Origin of the sequence: Psychrobacter coccoides, from assembly GCF_017498085.1 — a bacterium.
Lineage (GTDB): Bacteria > Pseudomonadota > Gammaproteobacteria > Pseudomonadales > Moraxellaceae > Psychrobacter > Psychrobacter coccoides.
In genome coordinates this window covers 15,237-38,581 of the sequence record NZ_JAGBKM010000017.1, presented here as the reverse complement: position 1 = coordinate 38,581, position 23,345 = coordinate 15,237, and the positions used below count along the sequence as shown (strand labels likewise).

The 23,345-nt window shown below is 42.2% G+C and carries 18 protein-coding genes; 7 read left to right on the top strand and 11 right to left on the bottom strand.

Features of this window, described 5'->3' with window-relative positions; translation table 11 throughout:
• Window positions 1–40: 40 nt before the first annotated feature.
• The 5 genes from J3492_RS09610 to J3492_RS09590 form a co-directional block, all read right to left on the bottom strand.
• Entirely contained in the window at window positions 41–958 is a 918-nt protein-coding gene (locus J3492_RS09610; protein WP_207991835.1) for a recombination directionality factor, read from the bottom strand.
• Between the two features lie 128 nt (window positions 959–1,086).
• Window positions 1,087–2,205: a YqaJ viral recombinase family nuclease gene (locus tag J3492_RS09605; RefSeq protein ID WP_207991834.1), complete on the bottom strand. Its 1,119-nt coding sequence runs from the start codon at window positions 2,203–2,205 to the stop codon at window positions 1,087–1,089.
• 117 nt (window positions 2,206–2,322) lie between these two features.
• Window positions 2,323–3,318 carry a DUF932 domain-containing protein gene (locus tag J3492_RS09600; RefSeq protein WP_207991833.1) on the bottom strand — a complete coding sequence of 332 codons (996 nt, stop codon included), beginning with the start codon at window positions 3,316–3,318 and terminating at the stop codon, window positions 2,323–2,325.
• Between the two features lie 95 nt (window positions 3,319–3,413).
• On the bottom strand, window positions 3,414–3,701 hold the full coding sequence (locus J3492_RS09595) for a hypothetical protein (RefSeq protein WP_207991832.1): 288 nt from the start codon (window positions 3,699–3,701) through the stop codon (window positions 3,414–3,416).
• A 161-nt stretch (window positions 3,702–3,862) separates the two neighbouring features.
• Complete coding sequence (locus J3492_RS09590) at window positions 3,863–4,765, bottom strand: YagK/YfjJ domain-containing protein (protein WP_207991831.1); 903 nt, start codon at window positions 4,763–4,765, stop codon at window positions 3,863–3,865.
• Between the two features lie 539 nt (window positions 4,766–5,304).
• Between J3492_RS09590 and J3492_RS09585 the strand changes: the two genes are divergently transcribed.
• The 6 genes from J3492_RS09585 to J3492_RS09560 all read left to right on the top strand — a co-directional run bounded on the left by J3492_RS09585 (window position 5,305) and on the right by J3492_RS09560 (window position 14,759).
• A complete protein-coding gene (locus J3492_RS09585) occupies window positions 5,305–6,216 on the top strand; it encodes a hypothetical protein (protein ID WP_207991830.1) in 912 nt (303 codons plus the stop codon).
• Between the two features lie 430 nt (window positions 6,217–6,646).
• Window positions 6,647–8,188, top strand: a complete 1,542-nt coding sequence (locus J3492_RS09580) for a type I restriction-modification system subunit M (protein WP_207991829.1) — start codon at window positions 6,647–6,649, stop codon at window positions 8,186–8,188.
• Window positions 8,178–9,434, top strand: a complete 1,257-nt coding sequence (locus J3492_RS09575) for a restriction endonuclease subunit S (RefSeq protein WP_207991828.1) — start codon at window positions 8,178–8,180, stop codon at window positions 9,432–9,434. Before J3492_RS09580 ends, J3492_RS09575 begins: the two co-directional genes overlap by 11 nt.
• 254 nt (window positions 9,435–9,688) lie before the next feature.
• Window positions 9,689–10,612, top strand: a complete 924-nt coding sequence (locus J3492_RS09570; protein ID WP_207991827.1) for an Abi family protein — start codon at window positions 9,689–9,691, stop codon at window positions 10,610–10,612.
• Window positions 10,603–13,926 (top strand): type I restriction endonuclease subunit R, encoded by a 3,324-nt coding sequence (locus J3492_RS09565; protein WP_207991826.1) that lies wholly within the window; start codon window positions 10,603–10,605, stop codon window positions 13,924–13,926. Before J3492_RS09570 ends, J3492_RS09565 begins: the two co-directional genes overlap by 10 nt.
• 2 nt (window positions 13,927–13,928) lie before the next feature.
• Complete coding sequence (locus tag J3492_RS09560; protein ID WP_207991825.1) at window positions 13,929–14,759, top strand: M48 family metallopeptidase; 831 nt, start codon at window positions 13,929–13,931, stop codon at window positions 14,757–14,759.
• Between the two features lie 229 nt (window positions 14,760–14,988).
• Here the strand turns inward: J3492_RS09560 and J3492_RS09555 are convergent, their stop codons facing one another.
• The 6 genes from J3492_RS09555 to J3492_RS09530 form a co-directional block, all read right to left on the bottom strand.
• Window positions 14,989–15,285 (bottom strand): hypothetical protein, encoded by a 297-nt coding sequence (locus tag J3492_RS09555; RefSeq protein ID WP_207991824.1) that lies wholly within the window; start codon window positions 15,283–15,285, stop codon window positions 14,989–14,991.
• Window positions 15,286–15,371: 86 nt separating this feature from the next.
• On the bottom strand, window positions 15,372–16,562 hold the full coding sequence (locus tag J3492_RS09550; protein WP_207991823.1) for a chymotrypsin family serine protease: 1,191 nt from the start codon (window positions 16,560–16,562) through the stop codon (window positions 15,372–15,374).
• Between the two features lie 620 nt (window positions 16,563–17,182).
• A complete protein-coding gene (locus J3492_RS09545) occupies window positions 17,183–18,127 on the bottom strand; it encodes an ATP-grasp domain-containing protein (protein WP_207991822.1) in 945 nt (314 codons plus the stop codon).
• A complete protein-coding gene (locus J3492_RS09540; RefSeq protein ID WP_207991821.1) occupies window positions 18,124–18,843 on the bottom strand; it encodes a hypothetical protein in 720 nt (239 codons plus the stop codon). The genes J3492_RS09545 and J3492_RS09540 overlap by 4 nt, the downstream gene beginning before the upstream one ends.
• Window positions 18,844–18,925: 82 nt before the next feature.
• Window positions 18,926–21,301, bottom strand: coding sequence for a S8 family peptidase (locus J3492_RS09535; RefSeq protein WP_207991820.1), 2,376 nt, complete (start codon window positions 21,299–21,301; stop codon window positions 18,926–18,928).
• 61 nt (window positions 21,302–21,362) lie between these two features.
• Entirely contained in the window at window positions 21,363–21,569 is a 207-nt protein-coding gene (locus J3492_RS09530) for a hypothetical protein (protein WP_207991819.1), read from the bottom strand.
• Between the two features lie 800 nt (window positions 21,570–22,369).
• Between J3492_RS09530 and J3492_RS09525 the strand changes: the two genes are divergently transcribed.
• Window positions 22,370–23,302, top strand: a complete 933-nt coding sequence (locus J3492_RS09525) for an AraC family transcriptional regulator (protein WP_207991818.1) — start codon at window positions 22,370–22,372, stop codon at window positions 23,300–23,302.
• Window positions 23,303–23,345: the final 43 nt, after the last annotated feature.

Sequence of the window (23,345 nt, the reverse complement as noted above, 5' to 3'; positions counted from 1 at the left end):
CTTTTTATGTTGTATCTATCTATTAACGACTGTAGCTGGACTAGCTCACTGCTGTCACGCTTTGGCGTAATCCCTGCTCAATGCTGCTTACGTTAAGAGTATCTAAGCCGTTGCTCACTTGTTTCTGTTTTCGAGTCTGTGGCTGAGTTTCGAGACTGTCTTCCTCTGGATAAAACTCTGCCATCAGCTCACTCGCCTCATCATCGACCTCAAAGCATGAATTGCTATAACCCTGTTTAGCCGCTTGTTCTAACGCTACTTGATCAAAGCCGTGTTCGCTCAGCTCACGATCAATTGCTCCAGCGTGTTGTACTGCATCCTTAAGCGTGACGCCCTCACGCAGGGTTAAGTCCACAAAGTAGATTGGCGTACGATAGCTTTGCGTCGTGCTTTTACCTCTTAGGGTTAATTGCAGCGGTAGACACGACAGTTTATTGCCTGAGACCGCGGCAAAGTAGCTTAAGCGTGCGGCAAGCGTTCTAATACTATTAAAGCCAGTAGTGCGAAAGATAAAGGTACCCAGCTCATCGTCTTCTGACAGATTCACGTAAAGCCGCCCATAAGGTTTACAGGCTCCGCCTTGTGCTAGTGGGCAACGATCAGGGGATGGGCAAGGCAGTTGCTCAACACCATTGCTGGTGCGGCGCTGACATTGCTCACCATCGCCGACGCATAACGGTCTGCCTGTTTGCCGATCAAACAAAGTGTATTCAGCACGTAGGTTTAGCTCAGGATCGTTAAACAACATCCGTACTGGTATTTGTCTGAGCTTATCGGTTGTACCCTTACGCAGCTTTGCATCTAGTGGATGATTGACCCAGCCATCCTTATTCTGCACTTGGCTGGTAATGGTGAATTGATCGTCTTTCGCAGGCAGACGTTTGCCGTCCTTTTGAATGACACGGCCAATGCTGATTCGACCTAAGACGGGTGGGGTTATGGTTAGACCTTTAATCATAGTGGTATTCCTTGTGTATTTAATAAATTGTTTAAGCCATAAAAAAGCCCACCTTTGCGGGTGGGCTGTTATGGGCTTATTTTGGTTGTTTGATAAGTGGATTGATTTGTAGTTAATGAGATAAGTACCTAGTCGTTTAAGATCACAAAGCGTCTGCTGCCTTGCTTGGTTTTACTAAATTGACTCAATAGCTCAGGGTGGGCTTTGATCACCGCTTTGCTGTCTAAGCTCACGCTATCCTTACTACGCTTCCAAGAGATCGCGCCCTTATCAAAGACCGCCACTTCATTGTCTTTGATAAGGCTTTGCAATTGATGCTTGACCTTATCGTGACGCTCTTCTAGCTCTTGCATATAGTCACGGTAGCTTAATAATTGCTCAAACAACTTATTGGCCCCGTCGTCATCCGTCAGATCAATCTTGCTTGACGGCTTAGGGCTTGGATACAGCAGTTTTAATGCTTTGGCTGCAGATTCAGAATGATCAGGTGTTGGCGGTGTATCGATTTCCACGTATTGCCAGAACAGACGCTCATGCTCGATGAGGGAAGCAATCAAGCGCTCATCACGCTCAACCTTGTATATCTTGGCTTCATGACCGCATAGCAGCACACAGATATGCGCAGCGCTTTTACCTGTAACCGCTAACTGATGCTGTACTTGGCATGTGACATATAACGGCACGCCATGCTTCCACAGCTTGGCACCGTGTTCACCAGCAGTCTTGCACTCCAGTATCTGCACTTCATCTGAACCAACCACGCTGTAGTCTAAGTTAGCCAGCATAAAAGCTTTATCAGCATCAGGATGCTGCAAGATGGCGTTGACGCGCCGTACCTTATTGCCTGTATGTTCTTGATAGTACTTAGCGACCATGGGCTCTAAAGTATTGCCCCAATACAAAGGCGCATAACCTTCGATGCTATTATCACTACTCTCATCGATATCTGAGCTCATGCGTCCTGTTTTGATCATCCACAGCTCAAGCATGGATAAATACGGATGGATACCACAAGCAGCAGCGGCATCACTACTGCCAATGCCTTGCTTGCGAACGGCTAACCACTCTTCACGGCTTAAGTCTTTGGTGTTGATCAGACGCTTAGCGTTGCTTGAGGGTTTAGATTGATTGGTTTTATCAACAGTCCTATCTTGCTTTAGCGGTGTTGCTGTTGGCTTAACCTTAACCGTTGAGCGTTTAGCGCTTAGCTGAGTGCGATTGGTGTTGTGTAAAGCGATCGTGTTCATAGTGAACTCCTTGGACAATTTTATTATTGGTGAGTAATGGCTGTAATGTCTTGAATAAACGGCATAAAAAAACCACGCTCAAGGGCGTGGTTTAATCATTAAGTTTCATACGCTGATTTAGGCGATCATCAGTAGCGCTTGCTCTAAGCTTTTATCTTTCAGTTTCGCCCCAGCACCAAACCACGCAGAATCAAGACGATGGTCTCGCGACATGGCACGGCGTTCATGATCGACATATTCTGTCATCGCAGACAGCAAACCATAAGCGGTGTCTTTAGCAGAGGCCAGATCAGCACCGCGACCTTGACCGTTAAACATCATCATCACCTGATTCATGGCGCGGGCATTGGGCACGGCTTCTTTCTCCTTCTTAGCGGTATTAAACAGAATCAGGCCATCGTCCTGCACATCGTTAAACACACGGTTTAAGTAATTGGCCGCTTCTGCTTGGGTGACTCGTCGATTGGTTAACTGCTTCATCTCATAGTTAAAGTCATCCCACTGGCTGACGGACACGCCCAATTGCTGCTTTACCTTCTGCGCATCAAAGGTGGTGCTGTGCGGTACTTTTACCACCCCGCCACTACCATCAGCCAGACTAATTGCTAAGGTGTTATTACATACCACCCGAATATTAGTGAACTGCGCTGTGGTCGCAAGCGTGCCATCACATGCCGTTGCTAGTAGCAAATAACCATGACTGACATCACCACCGCGTAGGGTTGCGGATTGACCGGTACGAGCCAATGCCCAGAACTTACGGCCACCCTTTAATACCCCTGCTGTTTCTAATTCAAAATCTGCTTGTTCAGTCAGATCGCGATAAAACTCTAAGATCTCATTCGGTTGTACTTCTTGGTAGCGCTGACTGACCACTGATAATGGCTCAAGTGTGTCTGAGCGGTACAATACCTTATTGTTGTCAAAGGGTATGATCAAGTTTTGGCCTTTGTCATTGGTTGCCATGTAGCTGACGTCCGACGACTCAATACGCCAATCCATACCCGCCTCACGTGCCCAGACCTCTATAGGCTGCTTTGGGGACAACTCTTGCCCTAAGCCATGCCAAGGGGTGTCACCAACGTATGCCATAGATTCGATTAAATGTGCCATAAGAATATTTCCTTTTATTGTTAAATAAAATAAGTGGTTTGACTGATTCAATGCTTTGATACATGAATCATTGAGTGATTAAATAAATGATGGCGTCAGAGACTAAAGCTATGCTGACAGGTACTGCATAAATAGCGCGGCAGGACAGCCGCTTTAATGAGTGGTGGCTGTATCAGTCTTTGTTGTGCCAGATTAATGACGGTGGCAAGGGCGCTGCCTGCGACCATGCCAATCATGGGATTGATCTTGTAGTACTTGCAGACACCAACGCTAAGACTGACTAATAGCTTTGGTGAAAGCACATGCTCTGAAATGCTTTGCATACTGGTATCTATATTTTCGATGACATGAGAAGAGTGACAGTTGGGACAGATAGGTTTCATAGTACCTCCTTGATAATGGCGCATAAAAAAGGCCTGCTATAAAGCAGACCTTGATGATACGTTTAGGGTTAGATTGATGAGGCAACGATGACATCGGTGCTTATCTCATGGGGATACTATATATCTGTAATTATTTTGATATGAGATACGTTTTAGCTGTATTAATCGTTAACCTTGCTAGAAAGCCGGCTCTGTCCAAAGGATTTCATATTCGGTAAAGACACCTTAAGACGTTGATAGCTACCATCACGCTTATCAGGACGGGTTAGATACAAGGCAGCGTTAACTGCATTTTCAACTTCCTGTAAGTTATTACGATGGATCATTCCGATACCAAGCTTGCCGTAACGTGCAAGATCTTCCTTATACTCTTTAGTATTTAAGATAAAGCAGTATCCAACGCCTTCAGTAATCTCACGCCATTTTTGCCCAACTTGATCAGCCAAATAACTGTCCTTGTAATGTCTTGAACCATCAAAGATCAATAGCAAATGACAATGAAAACCACCATTGTCTTCACCCTGTTCTAATGACCAAGCGTAACGCAGTAAATGCGTAAAACAAGTATCACCATTATGAATGGCATCTCTTAATTTTTTCATATGAAAATCAAAATCACGAATGGTAATGTGATAACTGAGGTCTCGTATGTACTTTAAATCCACTCTAACAAACAATAATCTTGAATGATCTGATATGAGAGTTCTGATATTAGTCTCTAAGCTTCTGCCATTTTGATTACTCTGATAGCGCCAAGCACTATAGTCTTTTTTTATCGCCTTCTCATAACCTGACAGTAACCGAATAAAATGCACTGTCTTTTCATCATTCCAAAAGACGTTATAAGCGTAAGCATCACCAATAACTATATTAGTAGTTTCTATAAATGCTTGGATTGGTTTTGAATATCTAAATTCAAAATCAAGGCTGATCATGAACGAGTAATAGAACTCGTTCAATTGACTTTTGATTTGTTGGAAATTGATCGTACCAAATAATATATCTCTAACCAGTCTGTCGACGTTAGAGATAAGCTGTGAGTGATTAACAGGTGAGTAGATCATGGCTTGTTTTCCTATGAATATAAAGTTGAATGGGTGTTACATATATTCATAGGGTTGTGTATTTTTTTATTCCTAGATGCGGACAGCATCCGCCTTGGTTAAGTAGTACTTAATATAATTTATATTATAGTACCGTCTGTTCATGAGTATCCAAAGGCAAGATTTGTGTAAGCCAGCATTGGGTTTATGAAAATCGCAACACAGTAATTCGCTGTGTTTTAGGGAAGAGAGTGAAGATGGAGTTAGCTGATCGCTTGCAATTGGTACAACTGCACTAATTCCTGATTTTATAGGTTGATGATTATTCGGTAAAAACCACCATCATCTATTAAAGGCATATAATTATTAGGTTACTAAATAGGTAGGTTCTACGTATAGAAAACCCGTATTCTCTAAGCTTTATACTCAGAATAGTATTACTATAAATACTACGATATAATTACTGATATACTATCATAATACCTTATAAACTCCACTTTAATACTGCTTAAATATTTACAGTTTACGGGTAACTTTATCTCAGCTATATGGATTTTCTCATGAATAACAACCAATCAACGAAAGAACAACTGCTACATAAAGCTAATGGATTAACGGAAAGAGAGGTAGCTGCAACTCTAGCTATTCTGAACCAATATCATAACGACATCGTTATAATTAGAGATAAGGACTATCTACTCAGAAGGCTTCAACAAACATATTTAGACCAAGGCCTCTTATTAGTTTTACTTAATGATGTAAAGTCTGTTTTAGTACCTGAAGAAAGCTCAAATTGGATAACAAAAGACTTGAGAGCCTCGCTATGGTTTTATAACTACTATCATAACCACCTTACATCAAACATACATTTAGCTCATAATAGCCTTAGTAACCACGTAGATTATTTGATCACTGGTATAGATTGCTCTTTCATGCTACTGAACCCTCCTATTTATTCGAATGATAGTGAGCAACTACATATTATCAATAACTATAATTTTGGTTTAGAGTATAAACTGACAGTCATCAACGATACGAAACGACTCTACCACTCAATACTTACAGAACGTAAATATACTGATTGGATTGACATCAATGATATAGATCAACTCTATTGGGCAGTAGACTATCTTAGAAAAGCTGGAATGCTGGTGCAAAATGTATTATTTTTGGCTCAAGATAACAAAGATACGTTTGCGCAAATTTGTGCAAGTTTAGATACTATAGATAATTTTCATAACATGAACTACCAATATACGCCTACCGCAAACAAGAGATTCTTTATTTCAAATATGCGTAAGGCTTGGAGTCAGAAAAAATTTCGTGATAAGAAAGATGCTGAGACAGCTCAAGAGCACTTCTTAACCAGACGCCATATGAATAGGCTTAAAAAATTAGCTAGCGAGTATGGAGTAAGTAGCGCAGAATATCTTCAGCAACTAATTGATGAAGCGTATGATAGTACTGATTAATCAGCTTACATAGCTGGAATATGAAACTTGCTTATTATGTACACTATTTTGTACACTAAAATTAATTAGAAAATTAAAATTTAACTAAATCAAAAACTTACTTACATAAAACTGTTCCGGCTCCGGGTACCATTATAGAAGTACGAAAAACCGCAAACCAACTATGGTCTGCGGTTTTTTTGTGTCTATTATTTTATTAAGCAGCCTTCTTAGAATGACGCCCCTCCCCCCTATACGTTAAGTCAGAAAACCGCTTTATCCATGCGACGCTCAATGTCGTACACTGATACAATGGCGATAGACTAAAGCGTGTCAGTAAACTAATATAGTGCGCAAGATGCATTAAACCAATAACACGATAACTATCAGTTCCTACAACTATCAATCCTTCAACTATAAATCATAGACTCATTTAAGGAAACACCCTGACATGGCTGCAACTCCTATCTCCCCTATCAGTCAAGCTGAGATCAACAAAGCGGTTTGGAACGCCTGTGACACCTTTCGCGGTGTGATCAGCGCCGATACTTATAAAGACTTTATTTTGACCATGCTGTTTTTGAAGTATTTATCGGATGTGTACCGTGATGAATACAACAGCCTGATGGACGAGTATGGCGATGCCGATTTGGTCAAGGAGCTGATGAGCAACCAGCGCTTTGTGTTGCCCGATGGTGCCAGCTTTTGGGATCTATACGAGCAGCGTCATCAGCCGGGTAACGGTCAGCGTATCGATGAAGCGCTACATGCGATAGAGGAAGCCAACGGTAATAAGCTCAAAAACGTATTCCAAGACATCAGCTTCAATACGGATCGCCTTGGTAATGAGAAGAAGAAAAACGAGCTACTGCGGCATTTGCTTGAAGACTACGGCAAAGAGGTGATGAACCTCAGCCCGTCACGGGTCGGTAGCTTGGATGTGATTGGTAATGCCTATGAGTATCTGATCAAGCACTTCGCCGCTGATGCGGGCGCTAGTGCTGGCGAGTTCTACACCCCGCCTGAGGTGTCTACCCTACTTGCGACTATCCTAAATCCTGTCGAGGGCGATGCGATCTGCGATCCTGCTTGCGGGTCAGGTTCGCTACTGATTAAATGCGGGGCGATGGCACGTAAAAACTCTGGCACAAAGAACTATGAGCTGTTTGGGCAAGAGGCGATTGGCTCGACGTGGGCACTGGCAAAAATGAATATGTTTTTGCATGGTGAGGACAACCACCGTATCGAATGGGGCGATACCTTGCGTCATCCGCTGCTGCTTGATGATAAAGGCTCGCTACTGCGCTTCGATGTGGTGACGGCAAACCCGCCGTTTTCGCTAAGCAAATGGGGTCATGAGGATGCCAGCGATGATCCACACGGTCGCTTTCATCGTGGCATACCGCCGAAGACCAAGGGCGACTATGCCTTTATCACCCATATGATTGAAACGCTTAAGAACGACACAGGGCGTATGGGTGTGGTCGTGCCGCATGGGGTGTTGTTTCGCGGCTCAAGTGAGGGCAAAATCCGTCAGCAGCTCATTGAAGAAAACCTGCTCGATACGGTGATTGGCTTACCGGAAAAGCTGTTCTTTGGTACGGGGATTCCTGCGGCGATATTGGTGTTTAAGAAGAATAAAGCTGATCCTGTCAATGGTCAAGTTGATGACTCTGTACTGTTTATCGATGCCAGTCGTGAGTTTGAATCTGGCTCGAACCAAAACAAGCTGACGGATGAGAATTTGGCAAAAATCATTGAGACTTATAACAACCGTGAGTTTGTCGATAAATATGCCTATGTTGCCAGCCTTGATGAGATTAAGGAGAACGACTTTAACCTCAACATTCCTCGTTATGTCGATACCTTTGAGCCTGAGGCAGAGATTGATCTTGTGGCGGTACGAGAGCAGCGTTTGGCATTGAAAGCTGAGCTTGCTAGCTTAGAGACTGAGATGGATAGCTATCTTAAGGAGCTTGGTTATGGTGCCTAATAAACCTCAACCATCACAGCTAGGTATAATTCCTGATGATTGGCAAAGGGTAAAATTTCTAGACGTAATGAAAGTACGCCAAGGATTACAAATTGCGATCTCTAAACGTTTGAAAGAACCTACTGAAACCTCGAAAGAGTACATTACAATTCAATCGATCAAACAGGCTCAGCAATCGCGTGAGTATGTAGAACGTCCATCTGAGAGAGTTATTTGTACTAAAGATGACGTACTAATGACTAGAACAGGCAATACTGGAATTGTTGTAACTGATATTGAAGGTGCTTTTCACAATAACTTTTTCTTAATGGATTTTGATAAGAGTAAAATTGATAAGACTTTCTTAGTTAATTATCTAAGATCACCTAGAGTTCAGCATTTGATCTTAACTAAAGCTGGCTCAAGTACAATTCCAGATCTAAACCACAAAGACTTTTACTCAATTGAGTTCCCTTTACCACCCCTACCCGAACAACAAAAAATCGCCAAAATCCTATCTACTTGGGATAAAGCGATTGATAGCACTGAGCGTTTGATTGATAACAGCAAACAGCAGAAAAAAGCATTGATGCAGCAGTTACTGACGGGTAAAAAGCGTTTGCTTGATGACAATGGTGAGCAGTTTGAGGGTGAGTGGGAGGAGGTTAAATTAGGTGAATTGGGCTCAACCTTTAATGGGTTGACTGGTAAGACGAAAGTAGATTTCGGTAGTGGTGAAAAGTATATCCCTTACATAAACATATTTAGAAATACTTTCATAGACACAGATAATCTTGATTTTGTAAATATAGGCTCAGATGAAAAACAGAACGCAGTACAGTTTGGAGATATTTTTTTTACAACATCCTCTGAAACTCCAGAAGAAGTAGGCATGTCTTCTGTATTTACTTCAGATACAAAAGAGAATATATATTTAAACTCTTTCTGTTTTGGATTCAGACTTCAGCCCCTTGAAAGAGTCTCACCATTCTTCATTGGCTACATGTTAAGAAGTAGTAAGATTCGTAGGAAGATTTCTATCTTAGCTCAAGGTTCGACGAGGTTTAACCTTTCTAAAAGGCAATTGGTAAAAATTACTATTCCATTGCCTCCTGTTGAAGAACAACAAAAGATCGCTGCGGTATTAACCAATGCCGATAAAGAAATCGAATTGCTCGAACAACAGCTTGCCGATTTACAGCAAGAGAAAAAGGCGCTGATGCAGGTGTTGTTGACGGGTAAGAAGCGGGTGCGGATTGATGGGTGATTTTGGCGTAGGGTGCTTTTTAAGCACCGATAAAATATAGAAGTAAAAAACTAAATATGAGCTGATTTTAAATAATTGAGGAATTATCTTTTGGAAAAGATGCAAAAGTGGTGTCTGAATGCATGTATTGACAGAAGTGTCAATACGCCGTATAATGTACGCAACATAACCGTCACGCTTAGTGCCCTCTGGGTAACGCGCAACCTTGGCGGTTTTTCTTTATCTAAAATTTCTCTTTATGAGGTAGCTAAGCAATGTTAGTTACCTATGTCAAACCTCCTCTCACCTTTGCACAGCAAATTACACGTCTTGAGAAAAAAGGCATGTTTTTTGAAGACAAAGATCTTGCCGAAGCCAAGTTAGCCAGTATTAGCTATTATCGTTTAAGCGGCTATTGGTATCCCTTTCGAATTCGCAATGACCAAAATGTCGTTACCAGCCAATTTCAGGATGGAACGAACTTCAATGAAGTCGTGTCTCTATATGAATTTGACCGTAAGCTACGCTCTTTAATACTTGATGCCATCGAACGTGTTGAAATCGCTGTTAGGACTCAATTTACTTATCAAATGGGTCATAGATATGGTGCTTTTGGATATACTGACAAAGGTAACTTCCACTCTAAATTTGATCATCAAAAATGGCTTGGAAAAATACAAAACGAAGTAAGTTGGTCAACTGATGATTTCATCAAGCATTACAGTTTGAAGTATGCAGGCTTTCCAAAGGTTCCTATTTGGATGCTTACCGAAGTAATTTCACTAGGTGCATTGTCGGTTGGATATAGAGGTTTGATTAATAACCGAGCACAAGGGATTGAAGATAAAAAATTAATTTCTGACCATTTCAGTCTTCATCACAAAAAGCTTGGCGATTGGCTACATACTTTGACTTATGTTAGAAATATTTGTGCCCATCATGGTCGCTTGTGGAATCGCTCGCTAGCAATAAAACCAGATAGAACAAAAGATGTAAACTGGCTACCACCAATGACCCCTAGAAACGACAGAATATTCTATGTTTTATTGATGTTGCGTCACTTATTAAAAGAGACTGGCAACGGAGATGATTGGGCAGTAGAAGTAAATAATATACTAGAGCCATTAGCTGCCGAGAGAAAATGGCGCTCAGCAATGGGTTTGCCTGAAAACTGGAGAGAGCACCCATTATGGAAATAACCTCTAATAGAGCAATCAACTTCAAAGAAGAATTTAGCGCAAAAATCCCTGCCCTTACCTTACTCATGAATTTGGGCTATCGCTATCTCTCCCCGCAAGAGTGCTTACAGCTACGCAGCCCTAAAAGCTCAAGTCTACAAAAATCAGCCAATAGCAGCAATCAAGTGATGCTATTGCCTATACTGCGTAAGTTTTTAGCCGATCAAACTTATCCATCTGAAGGTCAGCAGCATCATCTGTCTGACGCTGGTATCGACAAGATCATCAGCGAGCTAAACCCTGCGATGAACCTCGGGCTCACTCGTGCTAATGAGAAACTATATGACGCCCTACTCTATGGCATTAGCGTCACCGAATTTATCGATGGTAAAAAAGCCTCGCCGACTATTCAGCTCATCGACTGGCAGCATATCGAAAACAATGCCTATCACGTCACCGAAGAGATGGTCGTGCAAAACGCTGATGCCACTAGTAACGTCATCCCCGATATCGTCTGCTTTGTAAACGGCTTACCGCTAGTAGTGATAGAAGCCAAGCGCCCCGATTCAAACAATCCGCATCAATCCACCAATAGCCAAGCCATCTCGCAGCACATCCGTAACCAAGGGCAGAAGTACATTCCGCATCTATTTGCCTACAGTCAGCTGCTGCTTGCTATCAATGGTCATGAGGGGTTGTACGGTACTTGCGGCACCCCTGAGAAGTTCTGGTCTAAATGGATCGAAGAAGAAATCAGCGAGACTGAGTTTCATCAATTAAAAAACCAACGCTTAGATGATCCTCAAATCGACCACTTGTTTGCACAGCGTAGCGCTTATGATAAACGTGAATATCAATCACTGCTTGCTGCTGGCTCGCTTGCCGTTACCGCTCAAGACCGCTTGATTATCAGCCTACTACGTCCTGACCGACTGCTCGATATGACTCGCTACTACACCCTGTTTGATAGTAAGGCAGGTAAGATCGTGGCGCGCTATCAGCAAGTCTTCGGCATCAAAGCCCTAGTCAAGCGCATCAGTCATTTTGACGAGCAAGGAAGCCGTGAGGGTGGCGTGATTTGGCATACCACAGGTAGTGGTAAGTCCTTTACCATGGTATTTTTATCTAAGGCGCTGATTTGGCTTGAGGATCTTGCCAAGTGCCGTGTGTTTGTCGTGACCGACCGAATAGACTTGGAAAACCAAATCGCCCGTACCTTTATCTCAGCAGGGGCGCTGAGTGATAAAGATCGCCGCCTTGCCAAAGCGCTATCGGGTAGAGACCTAGCCAAAAAGATCGGCAAAAGTAACGAGCGTATTGTGTTCTCTATCATCAATAAGTTTGGTGCAGCGGCGCAGTACGATGAGTTTTATAACCCTAGTGAAAACATCATCGTCTTGGTTGATGAGGGTCACCGCAGCCAAAACGGTGAAAACAACATCCGTATGCAGCAGGCTCTGCCCAATGCCGCCTTTATCGCCTTTACGGGTACACCGCTGCTTAAAGATGATAAGACCGAAAACAAATTTGGCACCATCATTCACTCCTATACCATGCAGCAAGCGGTAGCCGATAAAACCGTCACGCCCCTACTCTATGAAGAGCGCATCCCTGAGCTCAATACCAATGATGTCGCAATCGATAAATGGTTTGAGCGTATCACACAAAAGCTCACCAGTGAGCAAAAAGCGGACCTTAAACGTAAGTTTTCCAAAAAAGGCCAAGTCTATCAAGTCGAAGGTCGTATTGAACTGATCGCTCATGACATCTCCGACCACTTCCAAAACTTCAAGCAGCAAGGCCTAAAAGGTCAGCTGGCTTGTGATTCTAAAGTATCTGCTATTCGCTATAAGCAAGCTTTAGACGCCATTGGTAAGGTTTCATCAGTCGTGGCTATGTCACCGCCTGATACTCGTGAAGGTCATGAAGTCGTCGATGCCGAGAGCAAAGACATCGTCCAGAACTGGTGGCAGGATAACGTCGCGCCCAAATACGGTATGGACGATACCCAATATACTAAGGACATCATTGATGCTTTTGGTGAGGATGATGGCCCAGATATTATGATCGTGGTGGATAAGCTGTTAACTGGCTTTGATGAACCCAAAAACACCGTGCTATATATCGATAAACCGCTAAAGAGTCATAACTTGATTCAGGCCATTGCTCGCGTTAACCGCTTGCATAACAAAAAGCAGTTCGGTTATTTGATTGATTATCGTGGCATCCTAAAAGAGCTTGATACCACGATTGAAAAATACCAAGATCTAGCGGAACGTACCCAAGGTGGCTTTGACATTGAAGATTTGGCGGGTATGTACCATGCCATGGACTCTGAATACAAAAGACTGCCGATGCTACACAAAAAAGTCTGGGCGATTTTTGCTGATGTTAGCAACAAACAAGATGGCAACGCCCTGCGTCAGTCGTTATCGCCTAAAATAGAAGAGCGAGAGGGCGTCTTTATCGATACTCGCCTGAAAAAGCGTGATGATTTTTATGCCGCTTTAACTGAGTTTGCTAATGTGATGAAAGTCGCACTACAATCGGCCTCCTACTTTGAAGACAGCTTTTTTGAGGGTAAGCGAGATCGTTATAAAAAAGACTTAAAGGCCTTTGTGGAGCTGCGTAAACAGGCACGTGAAGATGCCAATGAAACCATCAATTTTGATGAGTTTGAAGATGATATTCGCACCCTACTTAATAAACATATCGCAGGCATAGAAGTCAGAGAGCCTAAAGGCGCTTATCTAGTCGGCAATATGGGCAAGGACATCAAACCTGAAGCACTAAGTGATGACGAAGCACGTAACCAAACAGACAAAATCACCAGCCGTGTCACTAAGATGATTGAAGAGGATTTGGCTGACGATCCTTATGCGCAAGAGCACTTCTCTAAGCTACTAAAAAAAGCCATTGAGGACGCCAAAGCCATGTTTGATGCACCAGTCAAGCAGTACATGATGTTCGCAGGCTTTGAGCAAGACGTTAAAGCTCGCAAAGTACCTGATGTGCCAAACGAGTTTATCGATGAGTCAGGTAAGCATAACAAACATGCACAAGCCTATTATGGACTGTTCAAGCACTTATTTGATCCAAGTCTTCTAGAAGAAAACGGCCTAGACAAGGACACACTCGTCAGCTTCGCTTACGCTATTGATGACGTCGTCGATAAAGCGGTAGCAGTCAACTCCTTAAACCCGTCACAGATGGAAAAAGACATCAAAGTTGGGCTACTAAAGCTACTGTTCAAAGCCATCGGTACCGACAATGCCAAGAAGCTGTCTGATGAAGTGATCCGTATCACTCGCCATGGTATCTCTAGAGGCAACTAATCATGGCAAGTCGCTTAGAGCACACTACAGCAAACAATGACAAGAAGCCTATCGAAGATAGCAAGCCCACCAAAGCTGACGGCCTACTACACCATTTGTACTATGGACAGGACAAAATCAGTTATGAGGTGATACGTAAGGACAAAGCTCGTAAGCTACGTATTAAGGTGCATCCTGATCAGCGGGTGGTGGTCAGCGTACCGATGCAGGTGACAGATGAGTTTATACATCAATCAGTGCAAAAACGGGTGCGCTGGATATGGCAGCACCTGCAAGACTTTGCCAAGCAAAAAACTGATGTGCTGCCAAAACGCTATGTCAGTGGTGAGCCTCAGTTTTATTTGGGTCGCAGATACGTGCTCAAAGTAATTGTAGACCCTGAGCAAGCTGCTAATGTGAAGCTGATTCGTGGCAAGCTCACGGTTACCTTAACTCATGATGACAGTAATGCCAGTGACGGAAGCGACCGAGCTGCTAAAGTTAAGGCACTGTTAGATGCTTGGTATCAAGCTAAAGCTAGAATGGTATTTGCAGAGCGCCTTGCTGCCGTATTGCCCCAAGCTAATTGGGTGCATAACTCACCCACTTTTAAGATATTATCCATGAAAAAGCAATGGGGCAGCTGCTCAGCTCAAGGCAATTTAGTACTCAACCCGCACTTGGTGAAAGCCCCCAAAGAGTGTATCGACTATGTGATACTGCATGAGCTGTGTCATATCAAAGAGCACAACCATAGTGAGCGGTTTTGGCGACTGCTGACGCTGGTTATGCCGCATTGGAAAGCGGTCAAAACCGAGCTAGATAGCATGGCTGAGTTTTATTTGAATGAGTGATTTAATTTAACAGCGTTACAGCGTTACTGGGATGCGCTCTTTTAAAATACAGTTGCGCCGCCTTTGGGAACGCAGCACGCAAGAGGAATTTATACCAGTAGCACTTTTAACTTATGACAGTTTTGTTTTAAACTGACTATAGTTCATTCATAACATCATATTAAAATACCGCTAACTATTTACAGTCAGCGGTATTTTTTATTTATCAAAAATTTAAAGTAAACTCAAATTAACGTAGTGGTAGCGCTCTTACTGGTCCCGTGATAGTAATAACTACCTGCACGCCTTCTATCTCACTAGGTACTCGTGACGCAACACTAGCATCTATCACACCTACTTTAAACACTTCATTGCCAGCAGGAGCAACACCTATACCTATAGACGTCACGCCTTCAATAGCCAGTATTCTGCCTTCTTCACGCGCAAGTATTGGTGCAAGCGCGCTATCTGACTGTTCGGGAGCTGGGTTATACTCAACAGGGCCAGAACCTGAAAAGTCAGGCTGTGTGTTCTTAGTATCACTCATGGCGGTTCCTTGACTCGTTGGGTTTAGATACGCACAGCTAGCTGCCACTACGAGAGTGACAGCCAACGTCATAATTATAACAGAGTTCAAGGTAGCAAACGGATGTTAAGAGCTGCAAGCACTCTGCCAATTGGGTTTGCAAAGGTAGTGCCACCACCACCTGCAAAAAGCAAACCGACTGGTCGCAAGCCTTGACTCCAGTTCCAAATTAGTGAGCCGGAGTCGCCACCTGCAGAGAACGTACCCGAAATCACCGACCGGATTGCTATTTGATTGCGGAATAATGCAATGCGACCATTCCCGTAATTGACGTTTACTGATACGCCAATGTGCGTTACCCGTCCCATAGTAAGACCAGTAGTACGGCCGCTCTTACCAACTAGCATACCAACCTTTGCTGTGAGTGGTTTTGTTCCTGTCTTATAATAATTCGCTCTACCAGCTGATTGATAGTACTGTTCGCCACGAATGCGCTGGTGCCATGCCCATCCGAAAGCAGCATCTACATAGTTTGCTTTACCGCCGAAGTGAATTGGAACCCACCGTCCTAAAACCGCGATTTGATCTCTCGAATGTTTGCCACCATCAACTCTACCTGGCTGAATGATGCTATCATTAACACGTGCATCGTTCGAGTTTGCCAATACATGGTTATTACTAAGGACCAGATGTCGATTATTCCAAGGTGCTGTCCGTCCAATGGCACGGCTGCCAAGTGTTCCAGCTGTCACCTTAGTATGACCTACTGAAACTCCACCAGGTGCGGGACGATGTCGGCCGCGGTGTGAATAAGCGTCGACTGTACCAACTACGACTTGCTCTATTGGGATACTAGAAAGTGCTTGCGCTCCAGCAATCTGAGCAATTTGGCTTGTGAGTGCTTCTTCTGAAAGTACACTTTCAGTAAAAAGAGTCAAAGTTGGCTCACCTGGATTACCAACGCCTAATCCAATACTTTCTGGATCTGACAAACCAATCCCGACACCGACGATGCCTTGAGTGGATGGTACGTCTGACATTGACGCAAATTCTCCTGTAGCAGCAGACAACGTTTCTTCAACTGCATCTCGGATTGCCAGCAAATCGCTAGATACACCTGCTTCAGAGTATGCCTCTTCTTGTTCTAGTTCTGAATCTGAGATGTCGAAGTTTTCATTGGTTGTGTCTGGATCATCCACACTCAATGAAGAGTTTGAACTCTCGTTTGACATGTTGTTATTACCTACGTTTGGATCTTCAGCAGGTGCATTAGTGTTGTTGTCATTAATGTTATTCATTCCTATTCTCCACTTTTTTATTTCAATACAAATAAAAAAGATAGCATGTAGTCATAAATTTGATTACTAATAAAAAATTAGTATATTTTTGATAAAAATAAACCAAATCAAAACAAATTATTTTTACAGTCCAATCATTAAATTCGTATTTAATAAAAGATAGTAAGTATGAGTTTATACCATATACTTATAACGTATGCGGCAACCAATTATCACAATAACCATCCTCTTGGATAGTAGTTGGAATACATTACTCTTATATAAAAAAACTATTTTTTTATCAAAATATTTATCTGGCTCATATCTTTATTTTTAAATAATTTTTCTATAATACCAACATAGACCATCTACTAAATACATCGCAAGCCAAATTGATGATAATGTGCTATAACTAAAAACATAGATGCAATAAACATATGTTTGCTTTATTTATATATATAGTCGATTCACTTTAAAAGTGTTATAGTGAGTCCTAAATAAAAAGAGTACAGCTTTTACAGCCTCTGTGAATACAGCAAGCAAAGAAAACTTATATCAGTAGCGTATATAACTTATATGACAGTCTTATTTTTATTTGACTGTACAAGCAAAAAACAGCGTCACACTAATCGTATATAATGTTATACATCAGCCAGATACTGTGCTATCGCAATCGAAATGGGTTGACCTGTATTAGCTTCATAATATGAGTAAGCAGGACTAGGATTAACCTCAAAACATACCCAGTTGCCATTAGGAGTTCGACGTAAATCAATCCCAGCAAGTGGCAGCTCTAATATTTGAGATAATTTGATCGCTTGTGCAGCGATGTGTGTTGGTAACTCAAAAGGCTCTAGAACGGTCGAGCCGTCTTTCTCGCGATTTGCATAACGGTAGTCAACTCCTGTCGTGTTGATCCTCGTAGCAAATATTTTCTCTCCTACTACATGAACCCGCACATCATAACCTTCAACACGTTCTTGAAACTGTACTGGACATATTCGCAACTGATCTAAACGCGTTAAATCTTTCGCCGTCATAGTACGTACAATTGAACGCACCGAACTGACAGATTTAAAAATAACTTCTTGCTTACGTTCTTCAGCTTCTATCACAAACTTACGGGCACGATCGGGTACATTGGTAATTAATGTACGTGGAATGTCAAAGCCACAGCGTTTGATAATTTGCGCTTGAAATGGTTTAGAATTATTAGTACCCATTCCTGGCGTTCGGTTTAACACACGACCAGAGCATATATCGGCAAATACTGTGAACAAGGTTACAAACCGCCTAAACCGAACCCGCATTAGATCTTCTTGTTTTAGTTTACACAAGTCAGGAAAGCTTTCTTCAGAGTGCAGGCGATAATATATTGCTGTAACATCTTCAAGCGTAATGTCTTGCTCTCCTTTACAATATAAATGCCCTTGTAATACGCCCTGAAAACCTGCTGGATCAAAGGAGATTTGCAGATCTGCGTACTGACGTTGATCTATCATGCGATAGTCAATACCTAAGTCTTCTAATGCTGTAGCAACGCGTGCAATAGGTGGCTCGTCTGGTAATCCAGCTAATAAAATCATAATGTGCCTCCTTGGAGCATTTGTGCCATCTGAGAGGTTAAACTGCTAACGGTATGGTTCAGATATGGCGTCGACGACGCATGAGAAAACACAACCTTTCCGTCAGGCCCCTCTCCAAAGAATATCTCTAGCATATCAAACCCCGTATAGTCAGCCAGATTACGGCAGGATTCATATAGTTGAGATAACGATGACGTACTATGACATCGATCTTGACAAACAATAATTGAATGTACTGGTAAAATAGGAGTAGGTTCAGGCTGTGCAGAATCATAGATCATAGGTGCCGTTGGCAGACCTGTAAGCGCAGCATAATGCTGCCAAATGGCATGGTGAAATGTCGGTCCAGACATAGAAGTAGCGGTTGGCCTATTGATAACCAGACAGGGTAAAGCACTAATCCAACTGGACCAAATGGCCTGTAACTCCTGCTGAATGTAGCTTCGGTCTGTGGTATTAACTGTAGTCAAATGAGCATCTGGTAGCCAATCCAATCGGTTAACTACAGCAGTCATCGAGGTATCATCTAAAGTGCCATGCGTACTTGTAGTCACGCTACTGGTGACATGATGTCCATCTAAGCAGTGTTCCATTGCAGGTGCATAGACCAGTTCCTGCGGAGTGATGATTTTGGCTTTTATACCATATTGATGACGTAGCGTAGCTAAGAAACAAGGTGCCGATATATCGCTGGGTGAGCATAAGAATATAATCATATCGATGGCTTCCTTTATATAAAATGACTCTGCCATAATTGTTGATATGACAGAGCCACACTAGAAACTGAACGTTTTCAGATTAGAAAGTTTCCGTATCTTTGAAGTCCTTCTCATCTTTCGCTATCTGAGCTGCTTTCTCAGGATCGTATTCATTCCGATGCTCTGCATAATCTTGTGCTCCTTGCACCAAGTCGGGACGCAACTCAGTGGTGATAAAATGAGTGAGCTCACCGACCATCATCTCCAATGATCCTAAACGATCTCCTATATCCTCAGTTTGGTAAGGCTGAGCATTGTGACGCAGTTCAAGCTGATCATTATCAAACCCTTCAAACTCTTTATCTTTTTCTTTAATCTCTTTAAAATCCTTCTCTTTTTCTTTAACCTCTTTGAACTCCTTTTCTTTAATTTCTTTACGTTCTTTTTCTTTAATCTCTTTACGTTCTTTTTCTTTCTCCTTGTCTTTTATAAGCTCCTTAAGACGCTCTTTATCCTTTTCTTTAATTTCTTTATCTTTATCCTTAATGAGCTCTTTGAGACGCTCCTTATGCTTAAAGTTTTTTATCTCTTTTCGCTCTCTATCTTCAAAATACTTTAGCTCTTCTGAAAGCATCTCTTGAGTCAGCTGTAATTCTTCAGCTGTTAAGTCAGGTTGAAAATCTAAATTATTATCTTGAGACATTAATCTAGTATCATGCAGCCTTTCTATTTGTTTGTTATCAAATCGTTCAAACTCTTTACGCTCTTTAATCCGCTCTTTGAGACGCTCTTTTTCTTTTATATCTTTAATCCGCTCTTTGAGACGCTCTTTTTCTTTTATATCTTTAATCCGCTCTTTGAGACGCTCTTTTTCTTTTACATCTTTAATCCGCTCTTTGAGGCGCTCTTTTTCTTTTATATCTTTAATCCGCTCTTTGAGGCGCTCTTTTTCTTTAAACTCTTTAACTTGCTCTTTAAGACGCTCTTTTTCTTTAAACTCTTTTGATGTTTTAAAAGCACATTGATATAGTTCCTTTAAGTCAGGCCTAGTACCGATACGTTGAGTGCGTGGACGACCAGAAGCATCTGTTTGCTCAGCGCCTGTTGATCTTAGGCATTGACGCACCTTAGCTGGGCTCAACACTGCAGATCCACGTGCGCGCGCCATACCCTGTAATGATGCGATAGCACCAACTACGATAGGTGATGCGGATGAGGTTCCCGAAAATTTATCCGTGTACCAGATGTCTTCATCTGTGCCACCTTGCAAATCACCGTAACCACAAGTTGTTACCTCTCGGCCCCAGCCTTGTGCATCGACTAGCTCCCCATAGTTCGAAAAACCCAAACGCGATCTATCAGGCCCATGATCACGTCCATGAGTTCCGGGTGGCGGCGCACCTGCACCAACAATGATTGCGCCAGAATCGCGGTTAGAGCGACGGAAAGGATTACTCCAGCTACTAGGGAAGGAGCTTGGACGTACTTGATAAATGTTGTCATCAAGATCTTCAGCCCCATTACCAGCAGCCTCAACTACAATAATTCCGCGCCGAGTTGCTGCTAGAATGGCAGCGTAGTCGTCCTCCCACCACTCAATAGCAATGTATCCTTTTTGATCAGCTCGTGACTGAAAGTTATGTCTTGGCCCTGGACGATGTAACTCTATTAAGAGTATGTCACCACTCCGTAACCTTGAAGTTGCACTACGAATGGCTGCTGCAGAACCCATACCTCCAAAAATTGATACTGCGGATGCCATGGCTTGATCACAAATTCCTGATATTCCGAAACGATTGTGATCGCCCGAGTATACGCCGAGTACCGCTGTACCATGGTTACGCCAGCCAATGTTTGTTGATTGAGTTCCTCCAACGACACCACCTTGCATTTGTCGCAGGTCTTCGTGGGAAAAGCGCCACGCCCCTTCGATATCAATGATGCGAACGTTTTGACCACGCCCACCGGCTCGTGCATTTGCCCAGCGAGCATCTATACCCACAGGACTGGGATCTAGATAACTTTGGCGTGATACAAAGTCTGGTGTTGCAGGCGCAGTGGGTTCATTCTGCATTGGTGTCGCATCAAGATCATCTAGCATCACAGGAGGCTCAGCTCCAGGTTTGACAAATGCTGCTTCAACTTGACTAAGACCAGCCATTGCCTCAGCTGCCTCTTCAGCTTGTTCATCGTCCACTTCAAGTTTGTAAAACCGATTTAAATCTGGCATGGGTATATCTGCATTGCCCTCGGCAGATTCTGACATCATCTCTCGTTCGATTCGTTCTTCAGTACTGCCGAATATAGGAGTCATATTAGCTTTGTATTTTTTTAAAACTTTTTTTAGATCCGACACTGACTCGGCTGTCTTTGTTTCAAACCGTCCTGCAGATGCACGCAATCCTGCATCTGGCTGCATTATGATGATTGTCTCACGCGGTGATGCAGGCGCTTTATTTTTGATTTTACTAGTCATGATCTCAACTCCTTTGAGCATTAAAATATTTAGATTTAAAATACTTGAATACGAATACTACTCATGGTAATTCGTCAGTTGGTTTCCTATAACAAGTATCAACAAACGGTAGACTTAAAATCTCACCAATCAATTTATCTGCTTCACTATTATCAGAGGCCAGTACCGTAGCAAATTTTAAAGCTTCAGGATCAGTATCTATAGGAGATTGCACAGTTACATCGTTAGTGCTAGCCCAGCTCTCTAACTTTGCAAAGGAGTTGGCCATTGTTTTACTACCCTTTTGATCCGACGCAGACTTTAAAATCACGGTTATTATCACGGGCTCAATCAATTTAAATACTCCTGTTCGACATGTTTAGGATTTTATTGGAGTCTGATAACTATAAATAACTATCTGCTCTACTTTATCGTTTTGGATAACAAGCTAGACACAGAATAAATACATCCATAACACCAACATAGACCAACTACTAAATATGTCGCAAGCCAAATTGACAATAATGTGCTATAACTAAAAACATAGAGACAACAAACACATGTTTGGTCGTTTTGTATAAATAAAATGCCTTTTGTCTTGGATTTCTACTGATTAGAGATCATTTTTTAGAGGGTTTCATGACTCTCATTTTGATATTGAGCAGCAGGCTTTTGATGGTTAGGTTTTTTATGCTTTAACTTGACCGCATCACATGCTCTACTAAAATCTCGCTACTACTTGTTATCTATGCAAATACTAAAAACAACCTAACTATCTGACTTATAAGATAAAAAATATCTTTACTAAAGGTATTTCTGACTCTAAGAAACAATCATTCAACTAATATTTTCTTAAAAACCTACAAGATTTAAAGCAAATAACACACAACATTTGCTATGATGAAATCAGATATAGGCTGTTAATAACCGTTATTAGCCAGATTTTTAACCCTAACAAGCCTAAATCTGATAATTTTTTTAGATAACAAAGGACCGTTTATCGTAATGATGAACCAAGCGTCAATAAGGTTTTGGACAGGAATTAGTGGCGAGAGCTTCAAAGCTGATTGTTGACTAAGGACAGGACTTATGGATGCCTTAAGTAGGTTACTGCAGCAAACTCAGCACTTAAAAAAAACTAAATATTATTGTCTAAGTTTTTTTGGTGACTGGGCGTTTTCTCTTACAGGTAGCGAGAATATTTATTTTTATTTGATTCAAGCTGGCAGCTTTTATATCGATATAAATGACGTATCACGACAAGTGTATACTGGTGATATTGTGATGATTCCTAACTCCAGTAAACATGTCTGTCATACATCAAACTATCACAGTCAGAGTGTTCAAGAGTTAGATAAAACTTTGCTTGAGGATAATAAATGTCCTGCAGACCTTCTCAAAGACAGTAGTTCTAATGCGCAATTTATAGTCATCGAATGTCAATACGATAAAGACCTGCTTCGACCGCTACTATCAGCATTACCCGCCATTTTGCCTGAGCATGATGACAACCATGACAGTCAATTTAAAGCGCTTGGCTGGGCAGTTGGCTTCTTAACCCTAGAGTCTCAAGATGAGCGCTTAGGTAAGCTTGCGATGATTAATCTTTGGGCAAGTATTGTCATGGTTGAATGCTTACGCACATATATTGAAAGTTTGCCTGAGAGGGCAGAGAATTGGTTGCTGGCTATGAGAGACCCGTATTTATCAAAAACACTAGCCATTCTTCATGATTCACCAGATCATAAATGGACGACTCATGAGCTGGCAGAAAAGGTCGGCATGTCTCGCTCAAGCTTTACTCAGCGCTTCAAAAACATTATGGGTGTGCCGCCCTTGACCTACCTGACTACCTACCGCTTATGTCTTGCTGCCCGTCAACTACGCCTACAGCATAATAGTATCGGTCAAATCAGTGAGCTGGTCGGTTACACCTCAAATTCAACCTTCAGTCAAGCGTTCAAAAGGGTATATGGCGTATCGCCTAAAACGTACCGAGAGCAGACTGTTGTAAGCGACTGATGTTGATTTTTTCCATTGTTTGGCTATAGTTACGCATTGATTT

Coding starts and splice junctions, on each gene's coding strand:
- J3492_RS09600 (WP_207991833.1), bottom strand. CDS start 3,318: ATGGCACATTTAATCGAATCTATGGCATACGTTGGTGACACCCCTTGG.
- J3492_RS09525 (WP_207991818.1), top strand. CDS start 22,370: ATGGATGCCTTAAGTAGGTTACTGCAGCAAACTCAGCACTTAAAAAAA.
- J3492_RS09610 (WP_207991835.1), bottom strand. CDS start 958: ATGATTAAAGGTCTAACCATAACCCCACCCGTCTTAGGTCGAATCAGC.
- J3492_RS09595 (WP_207991832.1), bottom strand. CDS start 3,701: ATGAAACCTATCTGTCCCAACTGTCACTCTTCTCATGTCATCGAAAAT.
- J3492_RS09570 (WP_207991827.1), top strand. CDS start 9,689: ATGTTAGTTACCTATGTCAAACCTCCTCTCACCTTTGCACAGCAAATT.
- J3492_RS09575 (WP_207991828.1), top strand. CDS start 8,178: ATGGTGCCTAATAAACCTCAACCATCACAGCTAGGTATAATTCCTGAT.
- J3492_RS09540 (WP_207991821.1), bottom strand. CDS start 18,843: ATGATTATATTCTTATGCTCACCCAGCGATATATCGGCACCTTGTTTC.
- J3492_RS09605 (WP_207991834.1), bottom strand. CDS start 2,205: ATGAACACGATCGCTTTACACAACACCAATCGCACTCAGCTAAGCGCT.
- J3492_RS09565 (WP_207991826.1), top strand. CDS start 10,603: ATGGAAATAACCTCTAATAGAGCAATCAACTTCAAAGAAGAATTTAGC.
- J3492_RS09580 (WP_207991829.1), top strand. CDS start 6,647: ATGGCTGCAACTCCTATCTCCCCTATCAGTCAAGCTGAGATCAACAAA.
- J3492_RS09550 (WP_207991823.1), bottom strand. CDS start 16,562: ATGAATAACATTAATGACAACAACACTAATGCACCTGCTGAAGATCCA.
- J3492_RS09585 (WP_207991830.1), top strand. CDS start 5,305: ATGAATAACAACCAATCAACGAAAGAACAACTGCTACATAAAGCTAAT.
- J3492_RS09535 (WP_207991820.1), bottom strand. CDS start 21,301: ATGACTAGTAAAATCAAAAATAAAGCGCCTGCATCACCGCGTGAGACA.
- J3492_RS09555 (WP_207991824.1), bottom strand. CDS start 15,285: ATGAGTGATACTAAGAACACACAGCCTGACTTTTCAGGTTCTGGCCCT.
- J3492_RS09545 (WP_207991822.1), bottom strand. CDS start 18,127: ATGATTTTATTAGCTGGATTACCAGACGAGCCACCTATTGCACGCGTT.
- J3492_RS09560 (WP_207991825.1), top strand. CDS start 13,929: ATGGCAAGTCGCTTAGAGCACACTACAGCAAACAATGACAAGAAGCCT.
- J3492_RS09590 (WP_207991831.1), bottom strand. CDS start 4,765: ATGATCTACTCACCTGTTAATCACTCACAGCTTATCTCTAACGTCGAC.
- J3492_RS09530 (WP_207991819.1), bottom strand. CDS start 21,569: ATGGCCAACTCCTTTGCAAAGTTAGAGAGCTGGGCTAGCACTAACGAT.